The 26,746-nt window shown below is 67.3% G+C and carries 24 protein-coding genes; 20 read left to right on the top strand and 4 right to left on the bottom strand.

Annotated elements, in window-relative coordinates; all coding sequences use genetic code 11:
- The first annotated feature begins 79 nt into the window (after positions 1–79).
- From pyrH to AC5P7A_RS04925, 15 genes are all read left to right on the top strand, one after another.
- The gene (gene pyrH / locus AC5P7A_RS04995; RefSeq protein ID WP_075075661.1) at positions 80–808 is read left to right on the top strand and encodes a UMP kinase; all 729 of its coding nucleotides are present in this window, start codon (positions 80–82) and stop codon (positions 806–808) included.
- A gap of 96 nt (positions 809–904) precedes the next feature.
- Entirely contained in the window at positions 905–1,459 is a 555-nt protein-coding gene (gene frr, locus AC5P7A_RS04990) for a ribosome recycling factor (RefSeq protein WP_014646499.1), read from the top strand.
- A 5-nt stretch (positions 1,460–1,464) separates the two neighbouring features.
- A complete protein-coding gene (uppS, locus tag AC5P7A_RS04985; protein WP_032956844.1) occupies positions 1,465–2,232 on the top strand; it encodes a polyprenyl diphosphate synthase in 768 nt (255 codons plus the stop codon).
- Positions 2,229–3,065, top strand: coding sequence for a phosphatidate cytidylyltransferase (locus tag AC5P7A_RS04980; RefSeq protein WP_014646497.1), 837 nt, complete (start codon positions 2,229–2,231; stop codon positions 3,063–3,065). Before uppS ends, AC5P7A_RS04980 begins: the two co-directional genes overlap by 4 nt.
- Positions 3,066–3,067: 2 nt before the next feature.
- Positions 3,068–4,258: a 1-deoxy-D-xylulose-5-phosphate reductoisomerase gene (locus AC5P7A_RS04975; RefSeq protein WP_495219931.1), complete on the top strand. Its 1,191-nt coding sequence runs from the start codon at positions 3,068–3,070 to the stop codon at positions 4,256–4,258.
- A 55-nt stretch (positions 4,259–4,313) separates the two neighbouring features.
- Positions 4,314–5,672, top strand: coding sequence for an RIP metalloprotease RseP (gene rseP, locus AC5P7A_RS04970; protein ID WP_014646495.1), 1,359 nt, complete (start codon positions 4,314–4,316; stop codon positions 5,670–5,672).
- A 74-nt stretch (positions 5,673–5,746) separates the two neighbouring features.
- Positions 5,747–8,110 carry an outer membrane protein assembly factor BamA gene (bamA, locus tag AC5P7A_RS04965; RefSeq protein ID WP_049441550.1) on the top strand — a complete coding sequence of 788 codons (2,364 nt, stop codon included), beginning with the start codon at positions 5,747–5,749 and terminating at the stop codon, positions 8,108–8,110.
- Positions 8,111–8,498: 388 nt separating this feature from the next.
- Positions 8,499–9,521 (top strand): UDP-3-O-(3-hydroxymyristoyl)glucosamine N-acyltransferase, encoded by a 1,023-nt coding sequence (lpxD, locus tag AC5P7A_RS04960; protein ID WP_014646493.1) that lies wholly within the window; start codon positions 8,499–8,501, stop codon positions 9,519–9,521.
- Positions 9,518–9,976: a 3-hydroxyacyl-ACP dehydratase FabZ gene (gene fabZ / locus AC5P7A_RS04955; RefSeq protein ID WP_005415845.1), complete on the top strand. Its 459-nt coding sequence runs from the start codon at positions 9,518–9,520 to the stop codon at positions 9,974–9,976. Before lpxD ends, fabZ begins: the two co-directional genes overlap by 4 nt.
- A 16-nt stretch (positions 9,977–9,992) precedes the next feature.
- Positions 9,993–10,784 carry an acyl-ACP--UDP-N-acetylglucosamine O-acyltransferase gene (gene lpxA, locus AC5P7A_RS04950; RefSeq protein ID WP_014646492.1) on the top strand — a complete coding sequence of 264 codons (792 nt, stop codon included), beginning with the start codon at positions 9,993–9,995 and terminating at the stop codon, positions 10,782–10,784.
- A gap of 53 nt (positions 10,785–10,837) precedes the next feature.
- Positions 10,838–12,040 (top strand): lipid-A-disaccharide synthase, encoded by a 1,203-nt coding sequence (gene lpxB / locus AC5P7A_RS04945; RefSeq protein WP_134967132.1) that lies wholly within the window; start codon positions 10,838–10,840, stop codon positions 12,038–12,040.
- Positions 12,037–12,696, top strand: coding sequence for a ribonuclease HII (gene rnhB, locus AC5P7A_RS04940; RefSeq protein ID WP_014646490.1), 660 nt, complete (start codon positions 12,037–12,039; stop codon positions 12,694–12,696). Before lpxB ends, rnhB begins: the two co-directional genes overlap by 4 nt.
- 237 nt (positions 12,697–12,933) lie before the next feature.
- Positions 12,934–16,524 carry a DNA polymerase III subunit alpha gene (dnaE, locus tag AC5P7A_RS04935; protein ID WP_014646489.1) on the top strand — a complete coding sequence of 1,197 codons (3,591 nt, stop codon included), beginning with the start codon at positions 12,934–12,936 and terminating at the stop codon, positions 16,522–16,524.
- A gap of 64 nt (positions 16,525–16,588) precedes the next feature.
- Entirely contained in the window at positions 16,589–17,458 is an 870-nt protein-coding gene (locus AC5P7A_RS04930) for a hypothetical protein (RefSeq protein WP_014646488.1), read from the top strand.
- 113 nt (positions 17,459–17,571) lie between these two features.
- Positions 17,572–18,531 carry an acetyl-CoA carboxylase carboxyltransferase subunit alpha gene (locus AC5P7A_RS04925; protein WP_014646487.1) on the top strand — a complete coding sequence of 320 codons (960 nt, stop codon included), beginning with the start codon at positions 17,572–17,574 and terminating at the stop codon, positions 18,529–18,531.
- Positions 18,532–18,670: 139 nt separating this feature from the next.
- Here the strand turns inward: AC5P7A_RS04925 and AC5P7A_RS04920 are convergent, their stop codons facing one another.
- Positions 18,671–19,126, bottom strand: coding sequence for a CopD family protein (locus tag AC5P7A_RS04920; protein WP_014646486.1), 456 nt, complete (start codon positions 19,124–19,126; stop codon positions 18,671–18,673).
- 149 nt (positions 19,127–19,275) lie between these two features.
- On the opposite strand from AC5P7A_RS04920, the gene AC5P7A_RS04915 reads away from it, so the two are divergent.
- Entirely contained in the window at positions 19,276–19,866 is a 591-nt protein-coding gene (locus AC5P7A_RS04915) for a class I SAM-dependent DNA methyltransferase (protein WP_014646485.1), read from the top strand.
- 93 nt (positions 19,867–19,959) lie between these two features.
- Positions 19,960–21,267: a polyhydroxyalkanoate depolymerase gene (locus AC5P7A_RS04910; protein ID WP_014646484.1), complete on the top strand. Its 1,308-nt coding sequence runs from the start codon at positions 19,960–19,962 to the stop codon at positions 21,265–21,267.
- Positions 21,268–21,466: 199 nt separating this feature from the next.
- Here the strand turns inward: AC5P7A_RS04910 and AC5P7A_RS04905 are convergent, their stop codons facing one another.
- Entirely contained in the window at positions 21,467–22,456 is a 990-nt protein-coding gene (locus tag AC5P7A_RS04905; protein WP_046429710.1) for a sensor domain-containing protein, read from the bottom strand.
- Positions 22,453–22,818 carry a PadR family transcriptional regulator gene (locus tag AC5P7A_RS04900; protein ID WP_046429709.1) on the bottom strand — a complete coding sequence of 122 codons (366 nt, stop codon included), beginning with the start codon at positions 22,816–22,818 and terminating at the stop codon, positions 22,453–22,455. Before AC5P7A_RS04900 ends, AC5P7A_RS04905 begins: the two co-directional genes overlap by 4 nt.
- A gap of 136 nt (positions 22,819–22,954) precedes the next feature.
- On the opposite strand from AC5P7A_RS04900, the gene AC5P7A_RS04895 reads away from it, so the two are divergent.
- Positions 22,955–23,857, top strand: coding sequence for a peptidylprolyl isomerase (locus AC5P7A_RS04895; protein WP_046429707.1), 903 nt, complete (start codon positions 22,955–22,957; stop codon positions 23,855–23,857).
- Between the two features lie 588 nt (positions 23,858–24,445).
- Here AC5P7A_RS04895 and AC5P7A_RS04890 read toward each other — a convergent pair.
- Complete coding sequence (locus AC5P7A_RS04890) at positions 24,446–25,318, bottom strand: DMT family transporter (protein ID WP_014646481.1); 873 nt, start codon at positions 25,316–25,318, stop codon at positions 24,446–24,448.
- Positions 25,319–25,433: 115 nt separating this feature from the next.
- Between AC5P7A_RS04890 and AC5P7A_RS04885 the strand changes: the two genes are divergently transcribed.
- Together AC5P7A_RS04885 and AC5P7A_RS04880 are read left to right on the top strand one after the other, a co-directional pair.
- Positions 25,434–26,378: a LysR substrate-binding domain-containing protein gene (locus AC5P7A_RS04885; protein ID WP_014646480.1), complete on the top strand. Its 945-nt coding sequence runs from the start codon at positions 25,434–25,436 to the stop codon at positions 26,376–26,378.
- A 68-nt stretch (positions 26,379–26,446) separates the two neighbouring features.
- The gene (locus AC5P7A_RS04880) at positions 26,447–26,740 is read left to right on the top strand and encodes a hypothetical protein (protein ID WP_005408721.1); all 294 of its coding nucleotides are present in this window, start codon (positions 26,447–26,449) and stop codon (positions 26,738–26,740) included.
- Positions 26,741–26,746 lie beyond the last annotated feature (6 nt).

The following is a 26,746-nucleotide window of genomic DNA, read 5'->3' as shown; positions in this document are numbered from 1 at the left end:
GCCGCAGTGCACAAAACACTTTGGCACGACGCCGCATGCGCGTAGAATCGCCCGCGATTTCCACGCACCCGAGGTCCTCATGTCCAAGCTCGCCTATCGCCGCATCCTTCTGAAATTGTCCGGGGAGGCGCTGATGGGAGACGAGGACTACGGCATCGACCCGAAGGTCATCAATCGCCTGGCCCGCGAGGTCATCGAAGCCCAGCAGGCCGGTGCCGAAGTGGCGCTGGTGATCGGCGGCGGCAACATCTTCCGCGGCGCCGGCCTGGCCGCCGGCGGCATGGACCGGGTCACCGGCGACCAGATGGGCATGCTGGCCACGGTCATCAACGCCCTGGCCATGCAGGATGCCCTCGAGAAGCTGGGCGCCAAGGCCCGCGTGATGAGCGCGATCAAGATCAACGACGTGTGCGAGGACTACATTCGCCGCCGCGCCATCCGCCACCTGGAAAAGGGCCGCCTGGTGATCTTCGCCGCCGGCGTCGGCAGCCCGTTCTTCACCACCGATTCCGGCGCCGCCCTGCGCGCGATCGAGATCGGCGCCGATCTGCTGCTGAAGGCCACCAAGGTCGATGGCGTGTACGACAAGGACCCGAACAAGCACAACGATGCGGTCCGCTTCGACAGCCTGAGCTACGACGAAGTGATCCGCCGCGGCCTGGAAGTGATGGACACGGCGGCCTTCGCATTGGCCCGCGACAGCGACCTGCCGATGCGCGTGTTCGACATGGGCCAGCCGGGCGAGCTGCTGAAGATCCTCAACGGCGCGAACATCGGCACCCTGGTCCAGGGCCGCGACCCGGCCTGAGCCTGAGCGCGAGGCGGCGATCGGGCCGATTCAGGCCCGGCAGCGTCCCGTATTCGCCTATAATCGCCCGATTCCAGATACATCCAGGACCGGGCGATGCTCAACGACATCAAGAACAACGCGCAGACGCGCATGGCCAAGAGCATCGACGCTCTGAAGCACACCCTCACCTCCATCCGGACCGGGCGTGCCACGCCTGCCCTGCTGGACCGCGTGACGGTCAGTGCCTATGGCAACGCCAGCACCCCGCTGAACCAGGTTGCCTCGATCTCCAACGCCGACGCGCACTCGCTGCTGGTCACGCCGTTCGACAAGGGCATGATCAAGGAGATCGAAAAGGGTCTCTACAACGCCGAGTTCACCCCGAACACCCTCGGCACCGCGATCCGCATCAACATGCCGCCGCCGACCGAAGAGCGCCGCAAGGAGCTGGCCAAGCAGGTGCAGAAGGAAGGTGAAGGCGCCAAGATCGCGATCCGCAACATCCGTCAGGACGCGAACAAGGAAATCGCCAAGCTGGTCAAGGACAAGGCGATCAGCGAAGACGAGAAGAAGCGCGGCGAAGACGACATCCAGAAGCTGACCGACGCCAACATCAAGGACGTCGACAAGGTCGTCGCCGACAAGGAAAAAGAACTGCTGTCGGTCTGAAGTCGATGCCTTCAGCCCCGCCTCCGTTACCGGCCGCCCTGCCCCGCCACATTGCCATCATCATGGATGGCAATGGGCGCTGGGCACAGCAGCGCCGTCGCCCCCGCGTGATCGGCCACCGTGCCGGCGCGCGCGCGGTCAACCGCACCATCGAGCGCTGCCTTGAACTGGGCATTCCGGCGCTGACCCTGTTCGCCTTCTCCAGCGAGAACTGGGGCCGGCCGCAGGAGGAAGTGGATGCATTGATGAAGCTGTTCCTCGGCGCGCTCGACCGCGAGGTGGACGAGCTGCACCGGCGCGGCGTGCGCGTACGCTTCATCGGCGAACGCGAGCGCTTCGGTGCCGGGCTGGTCAGCCGCATGCAGCTGGCCGAACAGCGCACCGCCGACAACACCACCCTGACCCTGTCGATCGCGGCCAGCTATGGCGGCCGCCAGGACATCGCCCGCGCCGCGCGCGCCCTGGCCGTCGAAGTGGCGGCCGGTCGCCTGTTGCCCGAGCAGATCGACGAATCGCTGCTGGGCAGCCAGGTCGCCCTTGCCGACCTGCCGCCGCCGGACCTGTTCATCCGCACCGGCGGCGACACCCGCATCAGCAACTTCCTGCTGTGGCAGCTGGCCTACACCGAGCTGTGGTTCACCGAGGCCCTGTGGCCGGACTTCGATGCCGGGCAGCTGCAGCAGGCGCTGGACGCCTATGCCGGCCGCGAGCGTCGTTTCGGCCTGACCAGCGCCCAGATTGCCGCACTGGCCACCGAGACTTCCAGCCCATGACCAAGACCCGAGTCCTCGCCGCGCTGATCATGGCGCCGGTTGCCATTGCGGCGATCCTGCTGCTGCCCACGCAATGGCTGGCCGCCGCCGCCGCTGCGGTGCTGCTGATCGGCCTGTGGGAATGGCTGAAGCTGGCCGGTATCGAAGACACCCTGGCACGCACCGTACTTCTGGTGCTGAACCTGCTGCTGATGGTGCTGCTGGTCTGGGCCGATGGCAGTACGCTGGTGCTGTTCCAGATAACCACGCTGGCCGGCGTTGCCTGGTGGCTGGCCGCGCTGGTCTGGCTGCGCTTCTTCAATTTCGGTGCACAGCCGTCGGCGCCCTCGCGCATCCTGAAGATGCTGGCCGGCACGCTTGCCATCGTGCCCGCCTGGGCCGCGCTGGTGCTGATCCATGCCGGTGGCGATCCGCCGGGCAAGCAGGGCCACCTGTGGCTGCTGGCTGCACTGGCACTGGTGTGGGCGGCCGACTCGGGCGCCTACTTCGCCGGCCGCCATTTCGGCAAGCACAAGCTGGCCCCGCGGATCAGCCCCAACAAGACCTGGGAAGGCCTGTTCGGCGGCCTGTTGGCCGGTGTCGCCGTGGCCGTCGGCCTGGGCTGGCTGGCCGGGATCGATACCGCACACCTGCCGGGCCTGCTGATCACCGCGGTCGTGGCCGTGTTCGCCTCGGTGCTGGGTGACCTGTTCGAGAGCCTCATCAAGCGCCACGCGGGCGCCAAGGATTCGGGCCACCTGATCCCGGGCCATGGCGGCGTGCTCGACCGGGTCGACGGCGTCCTCGCCGCCGTCCCGGTGTTCGCGCTGGGCAAGGAAATCTTCGGGTTCTGACCATGAATGCTGCTGCAGACCTGCGCCGGGTCGCCGTATTCGGCGCCACCGGCTCGATCGGTGCTTCCACGCTGGACGTGATCGCCCGCCACCCGCAGCGCTACCAGGCGACCGTGCTCGCCGCCGGACGCCAGGTGCAGGGGCTGCTGGCGTTGTGCCGCCAGCACAAACCCGCGCACGCGGTGATCGCCGACGAATCGCTGTTTGCCGAACTGCGTGACGGCCTGCGCGACGCCGGACTGGCCACCGAAGCCCATGCCGGCCATGCCGCGTTGGACCAGCTGGCCGCCAGCGACGCCTGCGATACCGTGGTCGCGGCCATCGTCGGCGCTGCCGGCCTGTCCTCGACCCTGGCCGCGGCCGCCGCCGGCAAGCGCATCCTGCTGGCCAACAAGGAATCGCTGGTGCTGGCCGGCGAACTGCTGACCCGTACCGCCGATCGTGCCGGCGCCGAAATCATCCCGATCGACAGCGAACACAGCGCGATCTTCCAGTGCCTGCGCTCGCGCGACGCCAGCGTCGACGGCGCCGGCGTGCGCCGGATCCTGCTGACCGCCTCCGGCGGCCCGTTCCGTGGCCGCAGCCGCGCCGAACTGGCCCAGGTCACCCCGGCCCAGGCCGTTGCCCACCCGAAGTGGTCGATGGGACCGAAGATCTCGGTCGATTCGGCGACGTTGATGAACAAGGGCCTGGAAGTCATCGAGGCCCACCACCTGTTCGGCGTGCCCGGTGAACGCATCGAAGTGCTGGTGCACCCGCAGAGCCTGGTCCATTCGCTGGTCGAGTTCGTCGACGGCTCGACCCTGGCGCAGATGGGCCTGCCGGACATGCGCACCACCCTCGCCGTTGGCCTGGGCTGGCCACAGCGCATCGAATCGGGCGTGGCCGGGCTGGACCTGCTGGCCCAGGGCCGGCTGGATTTCGAGGCCCCGGACACCGACGCCTTCCCCTGCCTGGCCCTGGCCTGGCAGGCCATGCAGGCCGGCGGCACCGCACCGGCGGTGCTGAATGCTGCCAACGAGGAGGCGGTTTCAGCGTTTCTTCAGGGCCGGATCGGTTTCCTGACGATCCCGGCGCTGGTTGCTAACGCTCTTTCAACACTGCCGACGCAAGCAGCCGATACACTGGAGGTCCTGTTGTCCGCCGACCAGCGGGCACGCCAGCTCACCCTGAACGCCATCGACGCCGCCTGAACGACCGCCTCGCCCAGCATGACGCCGCCGCCCCTGCCCGCCACTGTGAGCCTGCATGACTGACTTCATCGGATCGGTCTGGTGGATGATTGTCAGCCTCGGGCTGCTGGTCACGTTCCACGAGTTCGGGCATTACTGGGTCGGGCGCCTGTGCGGGGTCAAGATCCTGCGTTTCTCGGTCGGCTTCGGCCGGCCGCTGTGGTCGCGCCGCGACCGGCATGGTACCGAGTTCGCCATCGCCGCCATTCCGCTGGGTGGCTACGTGAAGTTCCTCGACGAACGCGAGGTCGAAGTCCACCCGCACGAGCGCGGCCAGGCCTTCAACCACAAGACCGTCTGGCAGCGCATCGCGATCGTTGCCGCCGGCCCGATCGCCAACCTGCTGCTGTGCATCCTCCTGCTGTGGGCGATGTTCGTGATCGGCAAGCAGGATTACTCGCCCACCGTCGGCCGCGTCAGCGGCATCGCCGCCAGTGCCGGCCTGGCCAGCGGCGACCGCGTGCTGCGCGTGGACGACCGCCAGGTGGTCACCCTCGGCGAGGCCAGCATGGCACTGACCGCGGCCGCGATGGACCGCCGCGACGTGAAGCTGGAAGTGCTGGATACGGCCGACCAGGTGCGCACGCGCACCCTGCCGCTGTCGCAGCTGCCGGCGGGTTTCGATGAGCGGCGGGTGCCGATCCTGGCTGGCATGTACTGGCAGTCGTGGCTGCAGCCCGCGCTGGTCGAGTCGCTCACCGCGGACTCCGTGGTGGCCGGGCAACTGCAGCCGGGCGACCTGATCGTGGCCATTGACGGCCAGCGCATCGACGGCGCCGACCAGGTGATCGGCGAGATCCAGGCGCTGGGCCGTGCCGGTGGCCCGGGCATGATCGAGGTCCTGCGTGGCGGCGAGCGCCTGGCGCTGGAAGTCACGCCGCGCAAGGGCCAGGATGCCAAGGGCGGCCCCACGTGGCAGATCGGCGTTCAGTTCCCGACCAAGTTCAGCCCCCCCTACGACACCCTCCTGCGCTACGGCCCCCTGGACTCGGTCACCGTCGCGGTACGCGAAACCGGGCGCCTGGCGGCCGACTCGCTGGGCATGATGGGCCGCATCGTCACCGGCAAGGCCTCGCTGCAGAACGTTTCCGGGCCGGTCACCATCGCCCGCGTGGCCAATGTCTCGGCCAAGCGCGGCCTCGACTGGTTCCTGCAGTTCCTTGCCCTGCTGTCCCTCAGCCTGTGCATCATCAACCTGCTGCCGATCCCGATCTTGGACGGCGGCCACCTGCTGTATTACCTTATCGAGTTGGTCAAGGGCAGCCCGCTGAGCGAGCGTGCCATCGCCGCCGGCCAATACATCGGCCTGGCGTTGCTGGCCGGGCTGATGGGGTTGGCGTTCTACAACGACATCCTCGGCCTGGTCCCGCGATGAACTTTTCCATGTTGTTGCCGTCTACAGCGTCGGCATCCCGCACCAATGAAATCGACCTTCCTACCGGACGTGACATGACGCGACTCCCCAATCGCCGCCTGCTGGCCCTCGCCCTCGCCGCCGTCACCGGCGCTCCCGCCCTGGCCCAGGCAGCCGAGCCCTTCACTGTCAGCGACATCCGCGTCGATGGCCTGCAGCGCATCAGCTCGGGCACGGTATTCACCTACCTGCCGGTGGAACGTGGCGAGACGGTCACCGACAACAAGGTCGGCGAGACGATCCGCGCCCTGTACAAGACCGGCTTCTTCGAAGACGTGCAGCTGGACCGCCAGGGCACGATCCTGGTGGTGACCGTCAAGGAACGTCCGGCGATCAACAAGCTGACCGTGACCGGCAACAAGGACATCAAGTCCGACCAGCTGCTCAAGGGCCTGTCCGACATCGGCCTGACCGAGGGCGGCACCTTCGATCGCCTGAGCCTGGACCGCGTGACCCAGGAACTGCGCCGCCAGTACAACGACCGTGGCAAATACAACGTCGACATCACCCCGACGGTGAGCCCGCTGGACCGCAACCGCGTGGACATCGCCATCGCCATCAAGGAAGGCAAGGCGGCCAAGATCCGCCACGTCAACCTGGTCGGCACCGAAAAGTTCGAGAGCAAGGACATCCTGGAGACCTGGGAGTCCAAGGAGCACAACTGGGCGTCGTGGTACCGCCGTGACGACCAGTACTCCAAGGAAAAGCTGTCCGGTGACCTGGAAAAGCTCAACTCCTGGTACCTGGACCGCGGCTACGTCGATTTCAGCATCGATTCCACCCAGGTCTCGATCAGCCCCGACAAGCGCGACATGTTCCTGACCGCGGGCGTGACCGAGGGTGCGCAGTACAAGATCTCCGAGATCAAGGTCAGCGGCGACACCATCCTCCCGCAGGAGGACGTCGAGCGCATGGTGATCCAGAAGTCCGGCGACACGTTCTCGCGTGCCCTGCTGGAATTCAGCTCGGACACCATCACCAATTCGCTGTCCAACATCGGCTACGCGTTCGCCAAGGTGAACCCGATCCCGACCACCAACCGCGCCGAGCAGACCGTCGCCATCAACATGCAGGTCGTGCCCGGCCCGCGCGTGTCGGTGCGCCGCATCCTGTTCCGTGGCAATACCCGCACCTCCGATGAGGTGATGCGCCGCGAAATGCGCCAGTTCGAGAACAGCTGGTACTCGCAGGCCGCGATCGACCGCTCCAAGATCCGCCTGCAGCGCCTGGGCTACTTCGAATCGGTGGAAGTGGAGACCCCGGCCGTCAGCGGCAGCAACGACCAGGTCGACGTCGTCTACAACGTCAAGGAAACCACCTCGGGCAGCTTCGTGTTCGGCCTGGGCTACTCGCAGTCCTACGGCATGACCACCTCGGTGCAGCTCTCGCAGAACAACTTCCTTGGCGGCGGCAACCGCGTGTCGGTCGAAGCCTCGCGCAGCAGCTACCTGCAGCGCTACGGCTTCAGCTACACCAACCCGTACTTCACCGATGACGGCGTGTCGCTGGGCTATAACCTGTCCTGGCGCGAACTGGACTACTCCGACTTCAATACCGCGCAGTACAACAGCACCAATGGTTCGGCGCAGGTGGTGTTCGGCGTGCCGCTGACCGAGACCGATACCGTCTCGCTGATGTTCGGCATCGACAGCAACCAGATCACCACCTACCAGGGCTCGACCCCGCAGTCGATCATCGACTACATCAACGCGGTCGGTCAGCGCACCTTCCACGCCTGGCGCACCGAGCTGGGCTGGGCGCGCGACTCGCGCAACGACTACTTCATGCCGACCCGCGGCACCTACCAGCGCATCGGCCTGGAAACCACGCTGCCGGGTTCGACCATCGAGTACTACAAGCTGAACTACCAGATCAGCAAGTACTGGCCGATCATGCCGTCGCTGGTGATCAACACCCGCGCGGAAATCGGCTACGGCGATGCCTACGGCAACGACTACACCCGTACGCTGACCAATCCGGATGGCACCACCCGCACCGTCACCGCCAGCGGCCTGCCGTTCTTCGAGAACTTCTACGCCGGTGGCACCAACTCGGTGCGCGGCTTCGAGGACAACACCCTCGGCCCGCGCGAAGTCACCACCGGTTATCCGGAAGGCCAGCCGCTGGGTGGTTCGCTGAAGACCGTCGGTTCGGTCGAAGCCTACTTCCCGCGCCTGTTCGACAGCCCGTCGGCACGCGTGTCGGCCTTCGTCGACTTCGGCAACGTCTACAATGGCACCCAGAACTTCAAGGCCAACGAGCTGCGCGTGTCCACCGGCGTGGCCCTGCTGTGGCGCGCCCCGGTCGGCCCGATCTCGATCAGCTACGCCTTCCCGCTGAAGAAGGAAGACGATGACAAGATCGAGCGTCTGCAGTTCACCTTCGGCGGTCAGTTCTAAGAACTGACCACCGAAGGTGCGCCGCGGCTTGCTGCGCAAGCAGCGGGTCCCGACCTACCTCCTATCCCCCGCGCCATTGGCGCGCCCCCCTTAACAGAAGGGGGGCTCTCCACCAGACGGGGCGCGAAGCGCCGGGCATTGCCCGGCGTTTTCGTTTTGCAGATGACACTGCACGGCACGGGCTTTTGGCCGCGCTCGCGGGAAATTGTCCAGAGGCGGCGGGTGGCCCTGGACAGGACCGTTGGCGCCATGGATGGCGCCATCGAGCACCATGGAGGGGGTTTTGCGTGTCCTGGCCAGGGCCACCCGCCGCCTCCCGCCCGTACCAGGCAGGCGCCAAGCCCTGCCCCCGCATGACCGAAATGGCGTCACACGTTAAACTCCCGCCGTGAATACTCCCACCTACACCGCCCAGCAACTCGCCGAGCAGTTCGGCCTGCAGGTCCATGGCGACCCCGCCACCGCCATCCATGGCGTGGCCACCCTCGCCCATGCCGGCCCTGGCCAGCTGACCTTCCTTGCCAACCCGCGCTACCGCGCCCAGCTGGCCGACAGCCAGGCCTCGCTGGTGGTCCTGCGTGCCGACGACGCCGAGGCCGCCCCGGGCACTGCGCTCGTCGCCAAGGACCCGTACACCGCGTTCGCCAAGATCGCCGCGCTGTTCGACATCGCGCCGACCCGCCCGCCGGGCATCCACCCCAGCGCCGTCATCGACCCCAGCGCCCAGGTGGCCGCCAGCGCCCATATCGGCCCGTTCGTTTCGGTCGGTGCGCGCAGCGTGGTCGGCGAGAACTGCATCATCGGCACCGGCAGCGTGATCGGCGAGGACTGCAGCCTGGATGCCGGCTGTGAACTGATCGCCCGCGTGACCCTGGTCACCCGGGTCACGCTGGGCAAGCGCGTGCGCGTGCATCCCGGTGCCGTGCTCGGCGCCGACGGTTTCGGCCTGGCGATGGACGCTGGCAAGTGGATCAAGGTGCCGCAGCTCGGCGGCGTCCGCATCGGCGACGATTGCGAGATCGGCGCCAATACCTGCGTCGACCGCGGCGCGCTGGAAGACACCGTGCTGGACGAGGATGTGCGCCTGGACAACCTGGTGCAGATCGCCCACAACGTGCAGATCGGCGCGCATTCGGCCATCGCCGGCTGCACCGGCATCGCCGGCAGCGCCAAGATCGGCCGCTACTGCCTGCTTGGCGGCCACGTTGGCGTGGTCGGCCACCTCGAAATCTGTGACAAGGTCGTGATCACCGGCAAGTCGGTGGTCCGCAACTCCATCCATGAGCCAGGCGAGTACTCGTCCGGCACCCCGTTGACCGACAACCGCACGTGGCGCAAGAACGCCGCGCGCTTCAAGCAGCTGGACGCATTGGCTCGCCGCGTCCTGGCTGCTGGCAAGGAGAAAGAATGAACGATTCGCTGCAGCTTCCGATCGATGTCTGCCAGATCCAGGAACTGCTTCCGCACCGCTACCCGTTCCTGCTGGTGGACCGGGTGCTTGAACTCGACGTCGAGGCCAAGCGCATCCTGGCGCAGAAGAACGTCAGCATCAACGAGCCGTTCTTCCAGGGCCACTTCCCGGGCCGCCCGATCATGCCCGGCGTGCTGATCATCGAAGCGCTGGCGCAGGCCGGCGGCGTCATGACCCAGCTCACGCTCGGCCGCGATGCGCAGTCCAAGCTGTTCTACATGGTCAAGGTGGAAAACGCCCGCTTCAACAAGCAGGTCGTGCCCGGCGACGTGCTGATGCTGGACGTGCAGATGAAGCGCCTGATCCGCAACATGGGCTGGTACTACGGCGAAGCCAAGGTCAACGGCGAAGTCGTCGCGTCGGCCGAGGTCATGTGCGCCGGCGCCAAGGGCTGATCCACTGGAGGCAGCAATGACTGACAACGCACCGCGGATCCACCCCACCGCCGTCATCGATCCGGCCGCGCGCCTGGCCGACGATGTGCAGGTGGGCGCCTTCACCCTGATCGGCCCCGATGTTGAAATCGGCGCCGGCACGGTGGTGGGCCCCCATTGCAGCATCCACGGCCCGACCCGGATCGGCCGCGACAACCGCTTCGTCGGCCACGCCGCGATCGGTGGCGAGCCGCAGGACAAGAAGTTCGCCGGTGAGCGCACCGAACTGGTGATCGGCGACCGCAACGTGTTCCGCGAGTTCGTCACGCTCAACCGTGGCACCGGCGGCGGCGGCGGCATCACCACCATCGGCAACGACAACTGGATGCTGGCCTACACGCACGTGGCGCACGACTGCCATGTCGGCAATTTCTGCGTGTTCTCCAACAACACCACCCTGGCCGGCCACGTGACCGTGGGCGACTACGTGATCATCAGCGGCTTCGCCGGTGCCCACCAGTTCTGCCGCATCGGTGCGCATGCCTTCCTCGGCATGGGCGCGCTGACCAATGGCGATGTACCGCCGTTCACCATGGTCGGTACCGATTCGCTGGGCCGCCCGCGCGGCATCAACAGCGAAGGCCTGAAGCGCCGCGGCTTCGACGCCGACCGCATCTCGGCCATCAAGCGGGCCTACCGCACGCTGTACGTGGCCGGCCTGCCGTTGGCCGAAGCCAAGCAGCAGCTGACCGAACAGGCGCGTGACAGCAATGACGTGAAGGCCATGCTGGACTTCATCGAGCACGCCGAGAGGCCCTTGCTGCGATGAGCAGCACGACCGGCCAGGCGGCGGCCGGCGCCGCGGTGATTCCGTTGGCCTCGATGGCCGGCAGCGTTCCCGCACAGCGGGTGCTCAGCGAGCGCCCGTTGCGGATCGCGCTGGTTGCCGGCGAAGCGTCCGGCGACCTGCTCGGTGCGGGCCTGGTGCGTGAACTGAAGGCGCGCTTCCCGAATGCCGAGTTCGCCGGCATTGGCGGCGATGCCATGCGCAGCGCCGGCTGCCAGACCTGGCACGATGCCAGCGAGCTGGCGGTGATGGGCCTGACCGAAGTGCTGCGCCACCTGCCGCGGCTGCTCAAGCTGCGCTCGGCGTTCCGCCAGCGCGCCCTGGAATGGCAGCCGGACGTGTTCATCGGCATCGACGCACCCGACTTCAACCTGGGCATCGAGCGCTGGCTGAAGCAACGCGGCGTGCGCACCGTGCATTACGTCAGTCCCTCGGTCTGGGCCTGGCGCGAGAAGCGCGCCGAGAAGATCGGCAGCAGCGCGGACCTGGTGCTGTGCCTGTTCCCGATGGAACCGCCGATCTATGCCAGGCACGGCATCGACGCACGCTTCGTCGGCCACCCGATGGCCGATGACATTCCGCTGCAGGGCAACCGCGAGGAAGCCCGTGCCGCGCTCGGGCTGCCGACCTCGGCCAAGGTGCTGGCGGTGTTGCCGGGCAGCCGCCTGGGCGAGATCTCGCGCCTGGGCGAACCCTTCTTCGAAGCCGCCTGGCAGGTCTCTGAACGCATTCCGGGCCTGCATGTGGTGGTGCCTGCCGCCAACCCGGCCTGCCGGCAGCTGATCGAAGAACAGCTGTCGCGCTCGGCATTGCCGGTGGCCTACTCGCACGTGCTGGATGGCCAGGCGCGCAACGCGATGATCGCCGCCGACGTGGTGGTGCTGGCCTCCGGCACCGCGACCCTGGAAGCCATGCTGGTGAAGCGGCCGATGGTCGTCGGTTACCGCGTCAACGAACTGACCTATCGCCTGGTCAAGGCGCTGGGCCTGATCAAGGTCGACCGCTTCGCCCTGCCCAACATCCTGGCCGGCCAGGACCTGGCGCCGGAGCTGATGCAGCACGACTGCACGCCGGACAGGCTGGCCGCGGCCATCCAGCAATGGTTCGACCACCCGCAGCGGGTGATCGACCTGCAGGACACGTACGTGCGACTGCACGAGCGCCTGCGCCGCAATGCTTCGGCGCGTGCCGCCGATGCCGTCGGCGAACTGCTGATGCGCGACCAGGCGCAGGCATGAGCCGCCGTCACGCCGCAGCGGCCAGCCTGGCCCTGTTCGACGGCGCGACGGTGGTCGAGCCGGAACGCCTGGTCGCTGGCGTCGACGAGGCCGGACGTGGCCCGCTGGCCGGGCCGGTGGCGGTGGCGGCGGTGGTATTCGATCCGTCACGGCCACGCATCAACGGCCTGGACGATTCCAAGCAGTTGACGGCGGCCCGCCGCGAACAGCTGCATGACCGCATCATCGAGCGTGCCCTGGCCTGGCACGTGGTGCTGGTGGACGTGGACACCATCGACCGCCTGAACATCTACCAGGCCACCCTGCAGGGCATGCGTGACGTCGTTGCAGCGGTTGCCCATGTGGCCGGCTTCGCCCGCATCGATGGCAACGTGGTGCCCAAGGGCCTGGTGCTGCCGGCGCAGGCGCTGGTCGGCGGCGATGGCATCGACCGCGCGATCATGGCCGCCTCGATCCTGGCCAAGGTTTCGCGCGACCGTTACATGCAGGACGTGCATACCCGCCACCCGCAGTACGGCTTCGAACAGCACAAGGGCTATGGCACCCCGGCCCACCTGGCCGCCCTGCGCGAGCACGGCCCCTGCATGGAGCACCGGCGCAGCTTCGCCCCGGTGCGTGAGTGCCTGGGCCTGACGCAGGCGGCGGCCATCGCCTGAGCCTGCTGGAGTTGTAGAGCCGAGCCCATGCTCGGCTGCTGTGGACAGCCGAGCATGGGCTCGGCTCTACAGAAGGCGGCCTCCCGCACGCCTGAATCCGGCGCCACGCCGTGCCCCTGTCAAGCCTTGTGGCAACCCCCTGCCCTCGCTACCCTGACCGGGCATTCCAGCGCTTCCCGACCCCGGCGACGATCGTCCGTCAGCACCCGGGGCCCGCGCGCTCCAACCTGGTCCGGCATGTCCAACTCCCGCTTCGTACATCTCCACGTCCACACCGAGTTCTCGCTGGCGGACTCCACCATCCGTGTGCCGGCCAAACCGGACCAGGCGGACCCGAAGAAGGCCAAGCAGGCCAACCTGCTGTCGCGCTCGGTCGAACTCGGCCTGCCCGCGCTGGCGGTGACCGACCTCAACAACCTGTTCGCCCTGGTCAAGTTCTACAAGGCCGCCGAAGGCGTGGGCATCAAGCCGATCGCCGGTGCCGACGTGCTGATCGCCGAGGAAGGCCAGGACCCGTGGCGGATGACCCTGCTGTGCCGCGACCGCGAGGGTTACCTGAGCCTGTCGCGGCTGCTGACCCGCGCCTGGATGGAAGGCCATCGCCCCGAGGGCGGCGTGGCCGTGCACCCGGACTGGCTGAAGGCCGGCAACGCCAACCTGTTCGCATTGGCCGGGCGGCAGAGCCTGGCCGGGCGCCTGGCGCTGGACGGCAAGCATGAACTGGCCGAGCAGCAGCTGGCCGACTGGCAGCGCGTGTTCGGCGATGGCCTGCACCTGGAGCTGACCCGCACCGGCCGCGAGGGCGAGGAAACCTTCAACCAGTTCGCGCTGATGGCCGCCGGCCAGCGTGGCCTGCCGGTGGTGGCCAGCAACGACGTGCGCTTCCTGTCGCCGTCGGACTTCAGCGCGCACGAAGCGCGCGTGTGCATTTCCACCGGCCGCGTGCTGGACGACCCCAAGCGCCCGCGCGAATACAGCGACCAGCAGTACCTGAAGTCGGCCGAGGAGATGTGCGCGCTGTTCGCCGACATCCCCGATGCGATCGACAACACGCTGGCGCTGGCCGAGCGCTGCAACATCGAGATGCGGCTGGGCACCTACTTCCTGCCCAACTACCCGGTGCCGGACGACGAGACGCTGGACACCTGGATCCAGAAGATGTCGCGCGATGGGCTGGAAGAGCGCCTGGAGAAGAATCCGCTGGCGCCGGGCAAGACCCGCGAAGAGTATTTCGAGCGCCTGGAATTCGAGCTCAACACCATCATCAAGATGGGCTTCCCGGGCTACTTCCTGATCGTGGCCGACTTCATCCAGTGGGGCAAGAACCAGGGTATTCCGATCGGCCCCGGCCGTGGTTCGGGTGCCGGTTCGCTGGTGGCGTGGGCGCTGAAGATCACCGATCTGGACCCGCTGCCGTACAACCTGCTGTTCGAGCGCTTCCTGAACCCGGAACGCGTGTCGATGCCCGACTTCGACATCGACTTCTGCATGGACCGCCGCGACGAGGTGATCGACTACGTCGCCCGCAAGTACGGGCGCGAGCGCGTCAGCCAGATCATCACCTACGGCACCATGGCCGCCAAGGCGGTGGTGCGCGACTCCGGCCGCGTGCTCGGCTTCCCGTACGGCCTGGTCGACGGCGTCTCCAAGCTGATCCCGAACATTCTGGGCATCCACCTGAAAGATGCGCTGGGCAAGGGCAAGGAAGGCCCGAGCTCTGAGATGGCGTCGGCCGAACTGATCCAGCGCTACGAGACCGAGGACGATGTCCGCGACCTGATCGACCTGGCGCTGCAGCTGGAAGACCTGACCCGCAACGCCGGCAAGCACGCCGGTGGCGTGGTGATCGGGCCCGAGCCTCTGAGCGAGTTCTGCCCGCTGTACGCCGAACACGACGAGAACGGCCTCGGCAAGAACCCGGTCACCCAGTTCGACAAGAACGACGTGGAAGAAGTGGGCCTGGTGAAGTTCGACTTCCTGGGCCTGCGCACGCTGACCATCATCGACTGGGCGGTGAAGGCGATCAACAAGCGCCATGAGCGCGCCGGCATCCCGCCGGTGGACATCGCCGCGATTCCGCTGGACGACACGCCCACCTACAGGGACATCTTCGCCAACGGCAATACCGGCGCGGTGTTCCAGTTCGAATCCTCCGGCATGCGCCGCCTGCTGAAGGACGCGCGCCCCGACCGTTTCGAAGACCTGATCGCGCTGGTGTCGCTGTACCGCCCCGGCCCGATGGACCTGATTCCCTCCTTCAATGCGCGCAAGCACGGCCAGGAAGAGATCATCTATCCCGATCCGCGCACCGAAGCCATCCTGAAGGACACCTACGGCATCATGGTGTACCAGGAGCAGGTCATGCAGATGGCGCAGATCGTCGGCGGCTACTCGCTGGGCGGCGCCGACCTGCTGCGCCGCGCGATGGGCAAGAAGGTGCCGGCCGAAATGGCCAAGCACCGCGAGATCTTCCGCGAAGGTGCAGCCAAGGGCGGCGTCGATGGCCCCAAGGCCGACGAAATCTTCGACCTGATGGAGAAGTTCGCCGGCTACGGCTTCAACAAGTCGCACGCCGCTGCCTACGCGCTGGTCAGTTACCAGACCGCCTGGCTGAAACGCCATTACCCGGCTGAGTTCATGGCGGCCACGCTGTCGTCCGATCTGGACAACACCGACAAAGTGGTCGGCTTCCTCGACGAGGTGCGCAACCTCGGCCTGACCGTGCTGCCGCCCAAGGTGAACCAGTCGGCCTTCATGTTCGAAGCGGTGACGCCGGACACCATCCAGTACGGCCTCGGGGCGATCAAGGGCGTCGGCCAGGGTGCCTGCGAGGCGGTGGTCGAGGAGCGGCTGAAGGGCGGCCCGTTCAAGGACCTGCTCGACTTCTGCACGCGCGTTGGTTCGGCCAAGCTCAACAGGCGCACGCTGGAAGCGATGATCAACTGTGGTGCGTTGGACGAGCTCGGCCGCAACCGTGCCTCGCTGATGCTGCAGCTGCCGGAGGTGATCAAGGCTACCGACCAGATGGCCCGCGAGCGGGCTTCGGGACAGAACTCGCTGTTCGGTGGCCCGGACCCGAGCGCGACCACGATCCAGCTGGACCTGCCCGAAGCCGAGGAGTGGCCGCTGCTGCAGCGCCTGAACGGCGAGCGCGACACGCTGGGCTTCTATCTCAGTGGCCACCCGTTCGATCCCTGGCGCGACGATGTGCGCGACCTGGTCGGCAATGACCTGGGTTCGGTGGAGAAGATCTGGAGCGCCAACAGCGGTGGTGGCGGCGGCGGCGAAAAGCGCTGGCGCCCGGAAGTGCAGACGGTGCTGGCCGGCCAGGTGGTCGGCGTGCGCCGCAAGGGCGAAAGCCAGATCTTCATCCAGCTTGAGGACGGACGTGGCCGCGTCGAGTGCAGCGCGTTCTCCGACGCGATGGCCGAGTTCGGCCACCTGATGACCAAGGACCGCATCCTGGTGGTCAAGGGCGGCCTGCGCGAGGACGAGTTCAACGGCGGCTTCGCGCTGCGCATCCGCCAGTGCTGGGACTTCGATGAGGTCTGCGCCAACTACGCCACGCGGCTGTCGCTGCGCCTGGACCTGCGCCAGCAGCGCCCGGTCTGGGAGCGCATCGATGCGCTGCTCGACCGCCATCGCCCGGGACGGACGCCACTGCGCCTGGACCTGCTGCTGAAGGGGCCGCACGGCGGCGTCGCCGGCATGCTCGATGTGTCCGGGCAGAGCGCGGTACGCATCGATTCCAAGCTGATGGAGGCGCTGCGCGCCGACCCGGCCGTGCGCACGCTGAAGGTGCGCTACAGCCCGCCATGGGCCAGCTGAGGCTGGCTCCCTCACGGTCCTGTCTCCCCTGTTTCCCCGTTCCAAGTATCAAGGACGATTGCCGATGAAGACCCTGCTGTTCCCGTTCGCTGCCGCACTGGCCCTGGCCGCCTGCTCCCCGTCGAAGATCGAGTTCCAGATCGACAACCCGACCGACACGCCGCTGGCGTTGAGCATCGACGGCCAGGACCTGCCGGTGGCCGCACAGGGCTCGCGCCCGGTTTCGCTCGCTGTCGGCGAGCATCGCCTGCATACCGACAAGCTCGGTGATGTGCGCTTCATCGTCTACGTCGACGGTCGTGGCGGGCTGATCAATCCGACCCTCAGCGAGTACGTGATCGCCCGCGAGATCTACGTCACCGACGAGAGCAAGGTGAAGAACTTCGGCGTCGGCAACAGCGGTATCCAGCTCGGCGGCGTCGACTTCGAAGGCCCGTTCGAGAAGCGCCACGACCTGTTCATCGACAAGACCTGGACCTACGGCGTGCGCGAACCCTTCCCCAAGGAAAAGGTGGTGGCCCACGTTGATTCCAGCGGCGGCCAGATCGTGGCCAAGGTGTTCACCGCTCCCGACTTCATCGCTTACGTGGAAGAAGGCATGGGCGAGCCCGGCGCGTTCAAGCGCGAACAACCAGGTGGCTACGTGGCCCCGGCCTACAGCCTGGAACCGGCCCCGGCCAGCCTGCCGGCGCTGGTGCCGGCCTTCGAGGCCCACGCCGCGCCCCTGCGCGAGGTCTACGCGCGCTGGCTGAAGGCCACCACCGCCGATGAACAGAAGGCCCTGCGCAAGCAGGATTTCGCCGCGCAGATGGCCTTCACCTCGGCCACTGCCACCCTGGGCAGCGGCCTTGGCCGGGAAGCCAACGAGGCCTACAACGACTTCGTCTCCCAGCGCAGCCAGTTGATGGGCCGCAGCGCCCTGGTGGTGCCCTGAGCTGACTGGCGCCCCCTGCCCGGCTGCGCTACCGTCGCCTTCCAGACGAAGGCGTACGGGTGGTTTGCACGCATTCGGCTAGAATTCCCCCCTTCTTTACACGACGGCTTCCGATGAATCCGAACTACCTCGACTTCGAGCAACCCATCGCCGACCTGGAAGCCAAGATCCAGGAGCTGCGCAACGCCAGTGCCGGGCCGGCGGTCAATGTCGAGGCGGAAGTGCACGCGCTGCAGGACAAGCTGCGCATGCGCACCGCGCAGATCTTCCGCAACCTGACCTCGTGGCAGGTGCTGCAGCTGGCCCGCCACCCGTCGCGCCCGTACACCGCCGACTACCTCCGCGTCATGTTCGATGAGTTCCAGGAGCTGGCCGGTGACCGCGCCTTCGCCGACGACAAGGCGATCATGGGCGGCCTGGCCCGCATCAATGGCCGCGCGGTAATGGTGATCGGCCACCAGAAGGGCCGCGACACCAAGGAAAAGATCAAGCGCAACTTCGGCATGCCCAAGCCGGAGGGTTACCGCAAGGCACTGCGCCTGATGAAGATGGCCGAGCGCTTCGGCCTGCCGGTGCTGACCCTGATCGACACCGCCGGCGCCTGGCCGGGCATCGACGCCGAGTCGCGCGGCCAGTCCGAAGCGATCGCGCGCAACCTGATCGAGATGGCCGAGCTGAAGGTGCCGATCATCTGCACCGTGATCGGTGAAGGCGGCTCCGGCGGTGCGTTGGCACTGGGTGTGGGCGACCGCACCGTGATGCTGGAATACGCGGTGTACTCGACCATCACCCCGGAAGGCTGCGCCTCGATCCTGTGGAAGGACGCGGGCAAGGCCAAGGAAGCGGCCGAACAGCTGGGCCTGACCGCGCCTCGCCTGAAGAGCCTGGGCCTGGTCGACAAGGTCGTGCGCGAGCCGACCGGTGGCGCCCACCGCAACCCGACGCAGATGGCCAAGCGCCTGAAGGCCGTGCTGCTGAACGAACTGGACGCGCTGGACAAGCTGTCCACCGAACAGCTGCTGGAACAGCGCTACACGCGCCTGCGCAGTTACGGCACGTACGAAGCAGCCTAAGCCCGGTAGTGCCGGCCGCTGGCCGGCAACACGAGGTGATTGCAGAAATGAAAGAGCCGGGCATTTGCCCGGCTCCTTCGTTTGCGCCCTGACAGCATCCACGCATGGCGTGGATCTACCGGACGCAGGTGACCCCGCCTCAGAACGGCTTGGCCAGCACCAGCCACACGATCGGAATGAACGCCAGCAGCGGGATCTCGTTGATCCAGCGCAGCGCGCGCGACGACGGCAGCGCCCGGCCCTTGGCCACGCCCTTGAGCAGGCGGCCGGTCCAGCCGAAGTACACCAGCAGCACCACCACCAGCCCCAGCTTGGCGTGCAGCCAGCCGGCAGCTCCCGGCGCCACCATGGTCGGGAAATCGGGGATGACCTTGTAGCCCAGCCACAGCACCAGGCCGAGCAGGAACGCCAGGCCGAACATCGAGTGGCCGAAGCGGTACAGGCGCAGGCCCATCAGCTGCAGGCGCTCGGTCACCGCCGGCTGGCCCGCGGTCTCGGCCAGGTTCACCAGGATGCGCGGCAGGTAGAACACCGTGGCCATCCACGCCACCACGAACACGATGTGGAAGGTCTTGACCCAGTAGTAGCTCTGCATGCGCTCGCTCCGGCGGCTGGCGTAGGTTGGCGGCCATTCTCGCATGCCGTGGCGAAGCCGCCGCAGGCACGCCCGCCGCGACACATCGACGCATGGCGCGCCGCAACACCGTACGATAGGCGCCGTTTTCCCCGATCACGCACCGCCCCATGGACAAGACCTACGACGCCGCCTACTTCCAACGCTGGTACCGCCGTGCCGACATCGGCGGCAGCGCCCGCCTGGCGCGCAAGGTGGCGTTGGCCGTGGCCAGCGCCGAGTACTACCTGGAGCGGCCGATCCGCAGCGTGCTGGATATCGGCTGCGGTGAAGGCGCCTGGCGCGCGCCGCTGCTGAAGCTGCGTCCGAAGGTCGAATATCTCGGCTTCGACAGCAGCGAGTACGCTGTGCGCCGCTACGGCAGGACCCGCAACCTGCACCTGGCCCGCTTCGGCGACTTCGCCTGGCTGCGGCCCTGCGCCCCGGTTGACCTGCTGGTGTGTTCGGACGTGATGCACTACGTGCCCGACCGCGAGCTGCGTGCAGGACTGGCCGGCGTGGCCGAGCTGACCGGCGGCGTGGCCTTCCTGGAGACCTTCGCCGCCGAGGACGCGTTCGAAGGCGACCACGACGGCTTCCAGGCCCGACCGGCGCGCTGGTACCGCCGCACGCTGGCCCGCCAGGGCCTGCAGCCGGTAGGGTCGCACTGCTGGCTCGGTCCCGCCCTGGCGGGCGATGCGGCCGCGCTGGAACGGATGTGAATCCGGATTCATTATTTTCAGCCGACTTAACCTGCGGGACACCCGGATGGGATATGCTGCGCGGCAACATATGACCATACATATTCGGTCGTCATGCTCTATCAACTGCACGAACTGACCCGCAACCTGCTCGCCCCCTGGGTGCACCAGGCCCAGGCCAACGCCAGGTTCTTCGCCAACCAGGGCCACTGGTGGTCGCAGATGCCCGGCGCTGATCGCCTGGCGGCGGTCAATGAACTCTTCCACCGCATCGGCAAGGATTACGAGAAGCCCGAGTGGGGCATCAACGAAATCGACGTCGATGGCGAGCGCGTGCCGATCGTCGTGCACGAGGAAGTGAGCAAGCCGTTCTGCAAGCTGCTGCGCTTCAAGCGCCACAGCAATGAAGCCGACCAGCTGCACACCATGCTCAACCAGCCGTTCGTGCTGGTGGTGGCGCCGCTGTCCGGCCACCACGCCACGCTGCTGCGCGACACCGTGCGCACGCTGCTGCGCGACCACCGCGTGTACGTCACCGACTGGGTCGACGCGCGCATGGTGCCGGCCAGCGAAGGCGAGTTCGGGCTGGATGACTACATCGCCTACATCCAGGAGTTCATCCGCCACCTCGGCGTCGAACGCCTGCACGTGGTGAGCGTGTGCCAGCCGACCGTACCGGTGCTGGCCGCGGTTTCACTGATGGCCAGCCGTGGTGAACCGACGCCGCGCACGCTGGTGATGATGGGTGGCCCGATCGATGCGCGCTGCAGCCCGACCGCAGTGAACAACCTGGCCACGCAGAACCCGCTGTCGTGGTTCGAGAACAACGTCATCCACACCGTGCCGGCCAGCTATCCGGGTGCCGGCCGCCGCGTGTACCCGGGCTTCCTGCAGCACGCCGGCTTCCTGTCGATGAACCCGAGCCGCCACTTCAGCTCGCACTGGGATTTCTACACCGACCTGGTCAAGGGCGACCTGGAAGACGCCGACGCGCACCGTCGTTTCTACGACGAGTACAACGCGGTGCTGGACATGCCGGCCAGGTACTACCTCGATACCATCCGCGTGGTGTTCCAGGACTTCCTGCTGCCGCGTGGCGAGTGGGTGGTCAACGGCGAGAAGGTCGATCCGTCGGCGATCCGCGATACCGCGCTGCTGAGCATCGAAGGCGAGCTGGACGACATCGCCGGCCTTGGTCAGACCGAAGCCGCGCAGGCGCTGTGCACCGGCATCACTGCGGACCGCCGTGAGCATTTCATCGTCGAAGGTGCCGGCCACTACGGCATCTTCAGCGGCCGTCGCTGGCGCGAGGTGGTGTACCCGAAGGTGCGCGACTTCTTCGCCGCGCATGCCGAAGCCCCGGCGGCGAAGGCCGCGAAGAAGAAGAGCAACGTCACCCCGTTGCGGCGCAAGGCGGGGTAACTCGCCTCTGGCGTGTGCCGACCTTGGTCGGTACGCTTTGGTAGATGCCAACCTTGGTTGGCGCTCTACCGTGAATCCCTGCAGCTGATGGATCGTGCCAACCAAGGTTGGCACCTGCCAAAGCAAAGCCCACCAAACGTCCCGACGCTGATGGCTTGTGCCAACCAAGGTTGGCACCTGCCGAAGCATGTGCGCCCGCTTACAGCCGCACCAGCAGGTTCTTGGCAATCAGCCCATGCAGCTTGCCGATGCCGCGTGCCAGGTGCATCGTCAGCACCAGCAGCAGTGCGCCCGCCGCAGCAACCGCGATCGCCACCAGCGGCGAGGCCGCCATCGGCAGCACATTCACGTCGTTGATGTACACGCCGGGGATGTCACCACTGAAGATCGCCGCGACCGGCGCCCAGATCAGGCTCAGCGACAGCGACAGCAGCGTCACCGCGATGGTGAAGTAGATCACGCCCAGCGGCAGCATCAGCACGAAGTACAACAGCGTCAGCCAGGTACGGCCATCGGTGAACATGTCGCCGATGCGCTGCAGCCAGGTGCGGCTGCGGTCGGTGTAACGCGGGCGGCGCGGCATGCGCTCGCCCAGCAGCGCTTCCACCAGCCGTCCTTCCAGCAGCGCCAGCCCGCGCACCGAGCCGAAGAACAGCACGGTCAGCGGAATGCCGATGATCAGGATCAGCAGGCCCAGCGACAATGACAGGCCGGTCACCACCCAGGTGAAGAAGAAGATGCCGGTGGCCAGCGACAGCAGCATGTAGAACAGCGCACCGTAGGTGTGCGGATCGGTCACCACGCCGAAGAAGCGCGCCAGCAGCGAACGCTGCACCGGCGCCTGCGGCGGTGCGGCCGGCTCGACGCCACTGGCTTCCGCCGCTGCACGCAGCATCGGCGCGGTATCCGCACGCGGCGTACGCAGCGCGCGGTTCACCGTCACTTCGGTCTCGCGGTAGATCTCGGCCACTTCGTCCGGCGCGCCATAGCTGCCGGCAACATCGGCGATCACCTCGGCCTCGCTGCGGCCGGGCTGCGCCGCCAGCTCCGAGCGCAGGTATTCCTCGGCGTCGTACAGCGCGTCCTGCACCATCGCCGGATCGGCACCTTCCAGCGCCGCGCGCAGCTGCGCCAGGTACTGCGGGATGGTCGTAGGCAGGGCGCGGCCTGCCAGGCTCGGGTCGTTCATTGCGGTACCCCCTCCAACACGGAATCGACGGAATCGCGGGTGGCCTGCCAGGCCTGGCGCCACTGCGCCAGCACCTCGCGGCCACGTTCGTTGATGCGGTAGTAGCGCCGCGGCGGCCCGCTGCTGGAAGGTTCCACATGGCTTTCCAGCAGGCCGGCGCCCTCCAGGTTGCGCAGTACCGGGTACAGCGCGCTCTGCTTGCCGCTCAGCACGCCCTCGCCCACCCGCTCCAGCTCCTTGGCAATGAGGTAGCCGTACAGCGGCGCCCCGGCCCGGGCCAGCACCGCCAGCAGGGCCAGCGACACCGTTCCGGCGCTGAGCTCCTTCTGGAACTTCTTCAGGTGGACATCGTCCTCGGACATGACCGGCCCTCCACTACGTTGAAGTCCACAGTAGTGCGAAGTTCGGTATAGCGAATGTGTCGTTAGTCACTCTCCCGGTTGGCGCCGCTGCGCGGCTCGCGCAGAATCGAAGCCTCGTTCATGTTCCGGGGTTCCCATGCCGCACCGCCGTTGCCTTGCCCTGACCGCCCTCGCCCTGGCCTGCCTGCTGCCCGCCCTGGCCAGCGCGGCCACGCCCTACCGCAGCCCTCAGCAGATCCTCGACGCCTCGGCGGCCAGCGACTGGCGCACCCCGGACCCGGCCAACCTGCTGTACATGGACCTGCCGGCCGGTCGGGTCATCATCGAGCTGGCACCGCAGTTCGCCCCGCGCCATGTCGCCAACATCCAGACCTTCGCCCACGAGCATTTCTGGGACGGCACCAGCATCTACCGCTCGCAGGACAACTTCGTGGTGCAGTTCGGCGATGCCGACGCCGATGACGCAGCCAAGGCCAAGCCGTTCGGCAGCGCCGCGCGCAAGTTGCCGGCCGAGTTCGAGCGCGCCAGCGCCGACCTGAAGGTCACCGTGCTGCCGGACCGCGATGGCTGGGCCGCGCAGACCGGTTTTGTCGACGGCTTCCCGGTCGGCCAGGACCCACAGGCCGGCAAGGCCTGGCTGGCACATTGCTACGGCATGCTGGGCGCGGGCCGCAGCAACGAGGAAGACAGCAGCATCGGTGCCGAACTGTACGTGGTGACCGGACAGTCGCCGCGCCAACTGGACCGCAACATCACCCTGGTCGGTCGCGTGCTGAAGGGCATGGAGCTGCTCAGCGCGACGCCGCGCGGGCCGGCGCCGATGGGCTTCTACACCGACCCGACACTGCGCACGCCGATCGTGTCGATCCGCCGCGCCAGCGACGTGCCGGCAGCCGAGCGCACGCCGATCCAGGTACTGCGTACCGACTCGAAGACCTTCGCCGATACGGTGGAGGCGCGGCGCAACCGCGTGGATGATTTCTACAAGCGCCCGGCCGGGCATATCGATCTGTGCAATATTCCGGTGCCGGTTCGCTGATGGTTTCCTGCGCGTGACGCGTGCTGAAGGTGCTTCACTGTTCATGGGCGTTACTTTTCTTTGTACGCAAAGAAAAGTAACCAAAAGAAACGCGCCGCCAGGTCGCGAGCCGCCGTGTTTCGCACGTCGGTCCCCTGCGCTTCTCGGTGAATCAGGGGACGGTGTGCACAAGGCAGCCGACTAGCAGTCGGCTCTACAGGACATCGGCACCTCTTCGCCCCTGATTCCCCTGCGATGCTCGGGTCGCTCAAGGCGGACCCAGTTCAAAGGCCACAGCTGCATCCAGAAGATCCACGCAATGCGTGGATGCTTTTGCTGTTGATCTTGACCTTCCAGTCCGCCTTGAGCGAGCCGAGCACCGCAGGTCTGGCGAGGGCGAAGAGGCGCGGGTGTCTGAGCGCAGCGAGTTCCCGCGCCGTCCCTCGACGGGCCGAGGAGCGCAGGGCACCGGTGCGCAGCACCGGCTCGCGGCCTGGCGGCGTGTTTCTTTGGTTACTTTCTTTGCACGAGCAAAGAAAGCGACACCTCTCCGCAGGCGTGGAAAAGAGCTGCCGGGCAGCGCCCGGCACTACCAGTGCGTCGGCGCGCTCAGCCCTTCTGACTCACCGCCACGCTGCCCAGAATCAACACACCGGCAATCAACATCTGCAACGTCACCGGCTCACCCAGGAACAACCACGCAAACGCCGCGCCGAACAGCGGAATCAGGTAGGTCACCGTCGACGCCCGCGACGGGCCGATACGACCGATCAGGCGGTAGAACATCAGGAACGCCAGCCCGGTGCAGGCCACGCCCAAGGCAATCGCCGCGCCCCACGCCTTCAGCGGAATCGCCGCCTGCGGCCAGTGGGTCACCGCCATCGGCAGCATCCACAGCGAGGCACACGACAGCGTTGCAGCAGCGGCCGCCGCCGAGGGCAGGCCGGTCATGTGCCGCTTCACCAGGTTCACGCCCAGGCCGTACAGCAACGAAGCCGCGGCACCAGCCAGCACTGCAGTGCCGATGCTCAGGCCCGAGACCTTGGCCGTGGCGAGTACCACCACGCCGGCGAAGCCGACCAGCAGCGCGCCCGCACGGCGCATGCCGATCTTCTCGCCGAAGAACAGGAAGGCGATCAGCGCGGCGAACAGCACGGTCATCGCATTGCAGATGGCGCCGATCGCCGCAGGGGCTCGCTCGGCCGCGTAGGCGAACAGCACGAACGGCAGCGCCGAGTTGATCAGCCCGATCGGTGCCAGCCACAGCCAGCGCCGCGGTGGGAACTGCGCGCGGGCACGCCACAGGAACGGCAGCAGCACCAGCGCGCCCAGCACCAGCCGCACCTCGACCAGCGCGAACGGACCGAACGACGGCACCGCCACCCGCATGAACAGGAACGAGCAGCCCCAGATGGCGCCCAGCAGGGTCAACTCCAGCGGTGTGCGCCAGTCGCGCTCGGCTGCCTGTGGGACCGCATTCATGCCTCGCCTCCGTCCATCGTCAATTCCTCGTCAAGGCAGACAGGATCGGGCGCAGACGCCTGCCGCACAAGCGCGTAGTATCGCTGCCAGCCACAAATATGGTTTGAGGCTCGACATGCAGCTACGCCCTTCCCTGCTCCCCGCACTGGCCGTGTTCGCGGTCGCCGCGCGCCACCAGAACTTCGCCCAGGCCGCGCAGGAGCTGCACCTGACCGCCAGCGCGGTCAGCCACCATGTGCGCCGGCTGGAAGAAGTGCTGGAAGTACGCCTGTTCCTGCGCCACGCCCGCGGCGTGCGCCTGACCGCCGAGGGCCGGCAACTGGCCGACGCCGCCAGCGCCGCCTTCACCGATGTCGCGGCCGTCGCCCATCACCTGCAGCCGGATGCCGACAGCGTGCCGTTGCGGATCACCACGCTGCGCTCGCTCTCCTACTGCTGGCTGCTGCCACGGCTGCCGCGCTTCACCCAGGCCCATCCGCACATCCGCATCGAGCTGCACACCGGCAGCGGCCTGGATCGCTACGACGACAATGGGCCGGAAGTCGGCATCCGCTACGGTCTGGGCCAGTGGCCGGGCCTGCGTGCGCAGCACCTGATGGACGACTACCTGTTCCCGGTGGCCTCGCCGGCGCTGGCCGGGGTCGAAGCACTGGTCGATCCGGCGCGCATCGCCGACCTGCCGCTGCTGACCGACCTGTCGCCGCAGGGCTGGCGCGACTGGTTCCGTCATGCCGGCGTGCGCCCGCCCTCGCCGCTGCCGCCGATGCACACCTTCGCCGACAGCACCGATGCGATGCGTGCAGCGGTGTACGGCATGGGCGCGGTGCTGGCACGTACCCACATCGCGCAGCCCTACCTGCAGCGCTACGAGGTGGTACGCCTGCCCGGCCCGGCGCTGAAGGCGCGCTATGCGTATCACGTGGTGCATGCCGAAGGACAACCGCCGAGCCCGGCCGCACGCCTGTTCATCGACTGGTTGCTGGAGCAGGCGCAGGACGAACGCACGCCGATTCCCGCATTGCCGGACAGCCTGCTCGGACGCCCGGCCACACGCGCCTGACTGCGCCCTCACCCGTTCTTTGCCCGGCGCTGGCTAGGCTGCAGGCAACTCCACAACGTACCTACGCCATGGCCATGCTGCGACTGCGCATCACCGGAACCGAAGACGACGCCCGCGCCATCAGCGACCTGCTGCTCGGCCTGGAGGGCATCGAACATGTCGAGGAAACCGACGACCTGATGCCGCACATGGACGACGACGATTCCAGTTCGGCCGGGCTGTCCGATGACATCGGCCCGGGCATCCACGAGCTGGAAGTGGAAGTCGGCAATGAAAGCACCGCGCAGAAGGTGCGCGACGCGGTGCAGGAACTGGCGCTGGAGCTGGATGTGTTCGTCGAGTACGAGACCGACGAGGGCTGACGCCGG

Source organism: Stenotrophomonas sp. YJH_SMC_65 (assembly GCF_059369475.1).
This window is presented reverse-complemented; position numbering and strand designations above follow the sequence as displayed.

Excerpts from the sequence above, each read along its gene's own strand:
- lpxA (WP_014646492.1), top strand. The coding sequence starts at position 9,993 with ATGACTGACAACGCACCGCGGATCCACCCCACCGCCGTCATCGATCCG.
- dnaE (WP_014646489.1), top strand. The coding sequence starts at position 12,934 with ATGTCCAACTCCCGCTTCGTACATCTCCACGTCCACACCGAGTTCTCG.
- AC5P7A_RS04880 (WP_005408721.1), top strand. The coding sequence starts at position 26,447 with ATGGCCATGCTGCGACTGCGCATCACCGGAACCGAAGACGACGCCCGC.
- AC5P7A_RS04910 (WP_014646484.1), top strand. The coding sequence starts at position 19,960 with ATGCTCTATCAACTGCACGAACTGACCCGCAACCTGCTCGCCCCCTGG.
- AC5P7A_RS04975 (WP_495219931.1), top strand. The coding sequence starts at position 3,068 with ATGAATGCTGCTGCAGACCTGCGCCGGGTCGCCGTATTCGGCGCCACC.
- bamA (WP_049441550.1), top strand. The coding sequence starts at position 5,747 with ATGACGCGACTCCCCAATCGCCGCCTGCTGGCCCTCGCCCTCGCCGCC.
- uppS (WP_032956844.1), top strand. The coding sequence starts at position 1,465 with ATGCCTTCAGCCCCGCCTCCGTTACCGGCCGCCCTGCCCCGCCACATT.
- AC5P7A_RS04895 (WP_046429707.1), top strand. The coding sequence starts at position 22,955 with ATGCCGCACCGCCGTTGCCTTGCCCTGACCGCCCTCGCCCTGGCCTGC.
- AC5P7A_RS04900 (WP_046429709.1), bottom strand. The coding sequence starts at position 22,818 with ATGTCCGAGGACGATGTCCACCTGAAGAAGTTCCAGAAGGAGCTCAGC.
- pyrH (WP_075075661.1), top strand. The coding sequence starts at position 80 with ATGTCCAAGCTCGCCTATCGCCGCATCCTTCTGAAATTGTCCGGGGAG.
- rnhB (WP_014646490.1), top strand. The coding sequence starts at position 12,037 with ATGAGCCGCCGTCACGCCGCAGCGGCCAGCCTGGCCCTGTTCGACGGC.
- AC5P7A_RS04890 (WP_014646481.1), bottom strand. The coding sequence starts at position 25,318 with ATGAATGCGGTCCCACAGGCAGCCGAGCGCGACTGGCGCACACCGCTG.
- AC5P7A_RS04915 (WP_014646485.1), top strand. The coding sequence starts at position 19,276 with ATGGACAAGACCTACGACGCCGCCTACTTCCAACGCTGGTACCGCCGT.
- AC5P7A_RS04925 (WP_014646487.1), top strand. The coding sequence starts at position 17,572 with ATGAATCCGAACTACCTCGACTTCGAGCAACCCATCGCCGACCTGGAA.
- frr (WP_014646499.1), top strand. The coding sequence starts at position 905 with ATGCTCAACGACATCAAGAACAACGCGCAGACGCGCATGGCCAAGAGC.
- AC5P7A_RS04930 (WP_014646488.1), top strand. The coding sequence starts at position 16,589 with ATGAAGACCCTGCTGTTCCCGTTCGCTGCCGCACTGGCCCTGGCCGCC.
- AC5P7A_RS04885 (WP_014646480.1), top strand. The coding sequence starts at position 25,434 with ATGCAGCTACGCCCTTCCCTGCTCCCCGCACTGGCCGTGTTCGCGGTC.
- AC5P7A_RS04920 (WP_014646486.1), bottom strand. The coding sequence starts at position 19,126 with ATGCAGAGCTACTACTGGGTCAAGACCTTCCACATCGTGTTCGTGGTG.
- AC5P7A_RS04905 (WP_046429710.1), bottom strand. The coding sequence starts at position 22,456 with ATGAACGACCCGAGCCTGGCAGGCCGCGCCCTGCCTACGACCATCCCG.
- rseP (WP_014646495.1), top strand. The coding sequence starts at position 4,314 with ATGACTGACTTCATCGGATCGGTCTGGTGGATGATTGTCAGCCTCGGG.
- fabZ (WP_005415845.1), top strand. The coding sequence starts at position 9,518 with ATGAACGATTCGCTGCAGCTTCCGATCGATGTCTGCCAGATCCAGGAA.
- AC5P7A_RS04980 (WP_014646497.1), top strand. The coding sequence starts at position 2,229 with ATGACCAAGACCCGAGTCCTCGCCGCGCTGATCATGGCGCCGGTTGCC.
- lpxB (WP_134967132.1), top strand. The coding sequence starts at position 10,838 with ATGGCCGGCAGCGTTCCCGCACAGCGGGTGCTCAGCGAGCGCCCGTTG.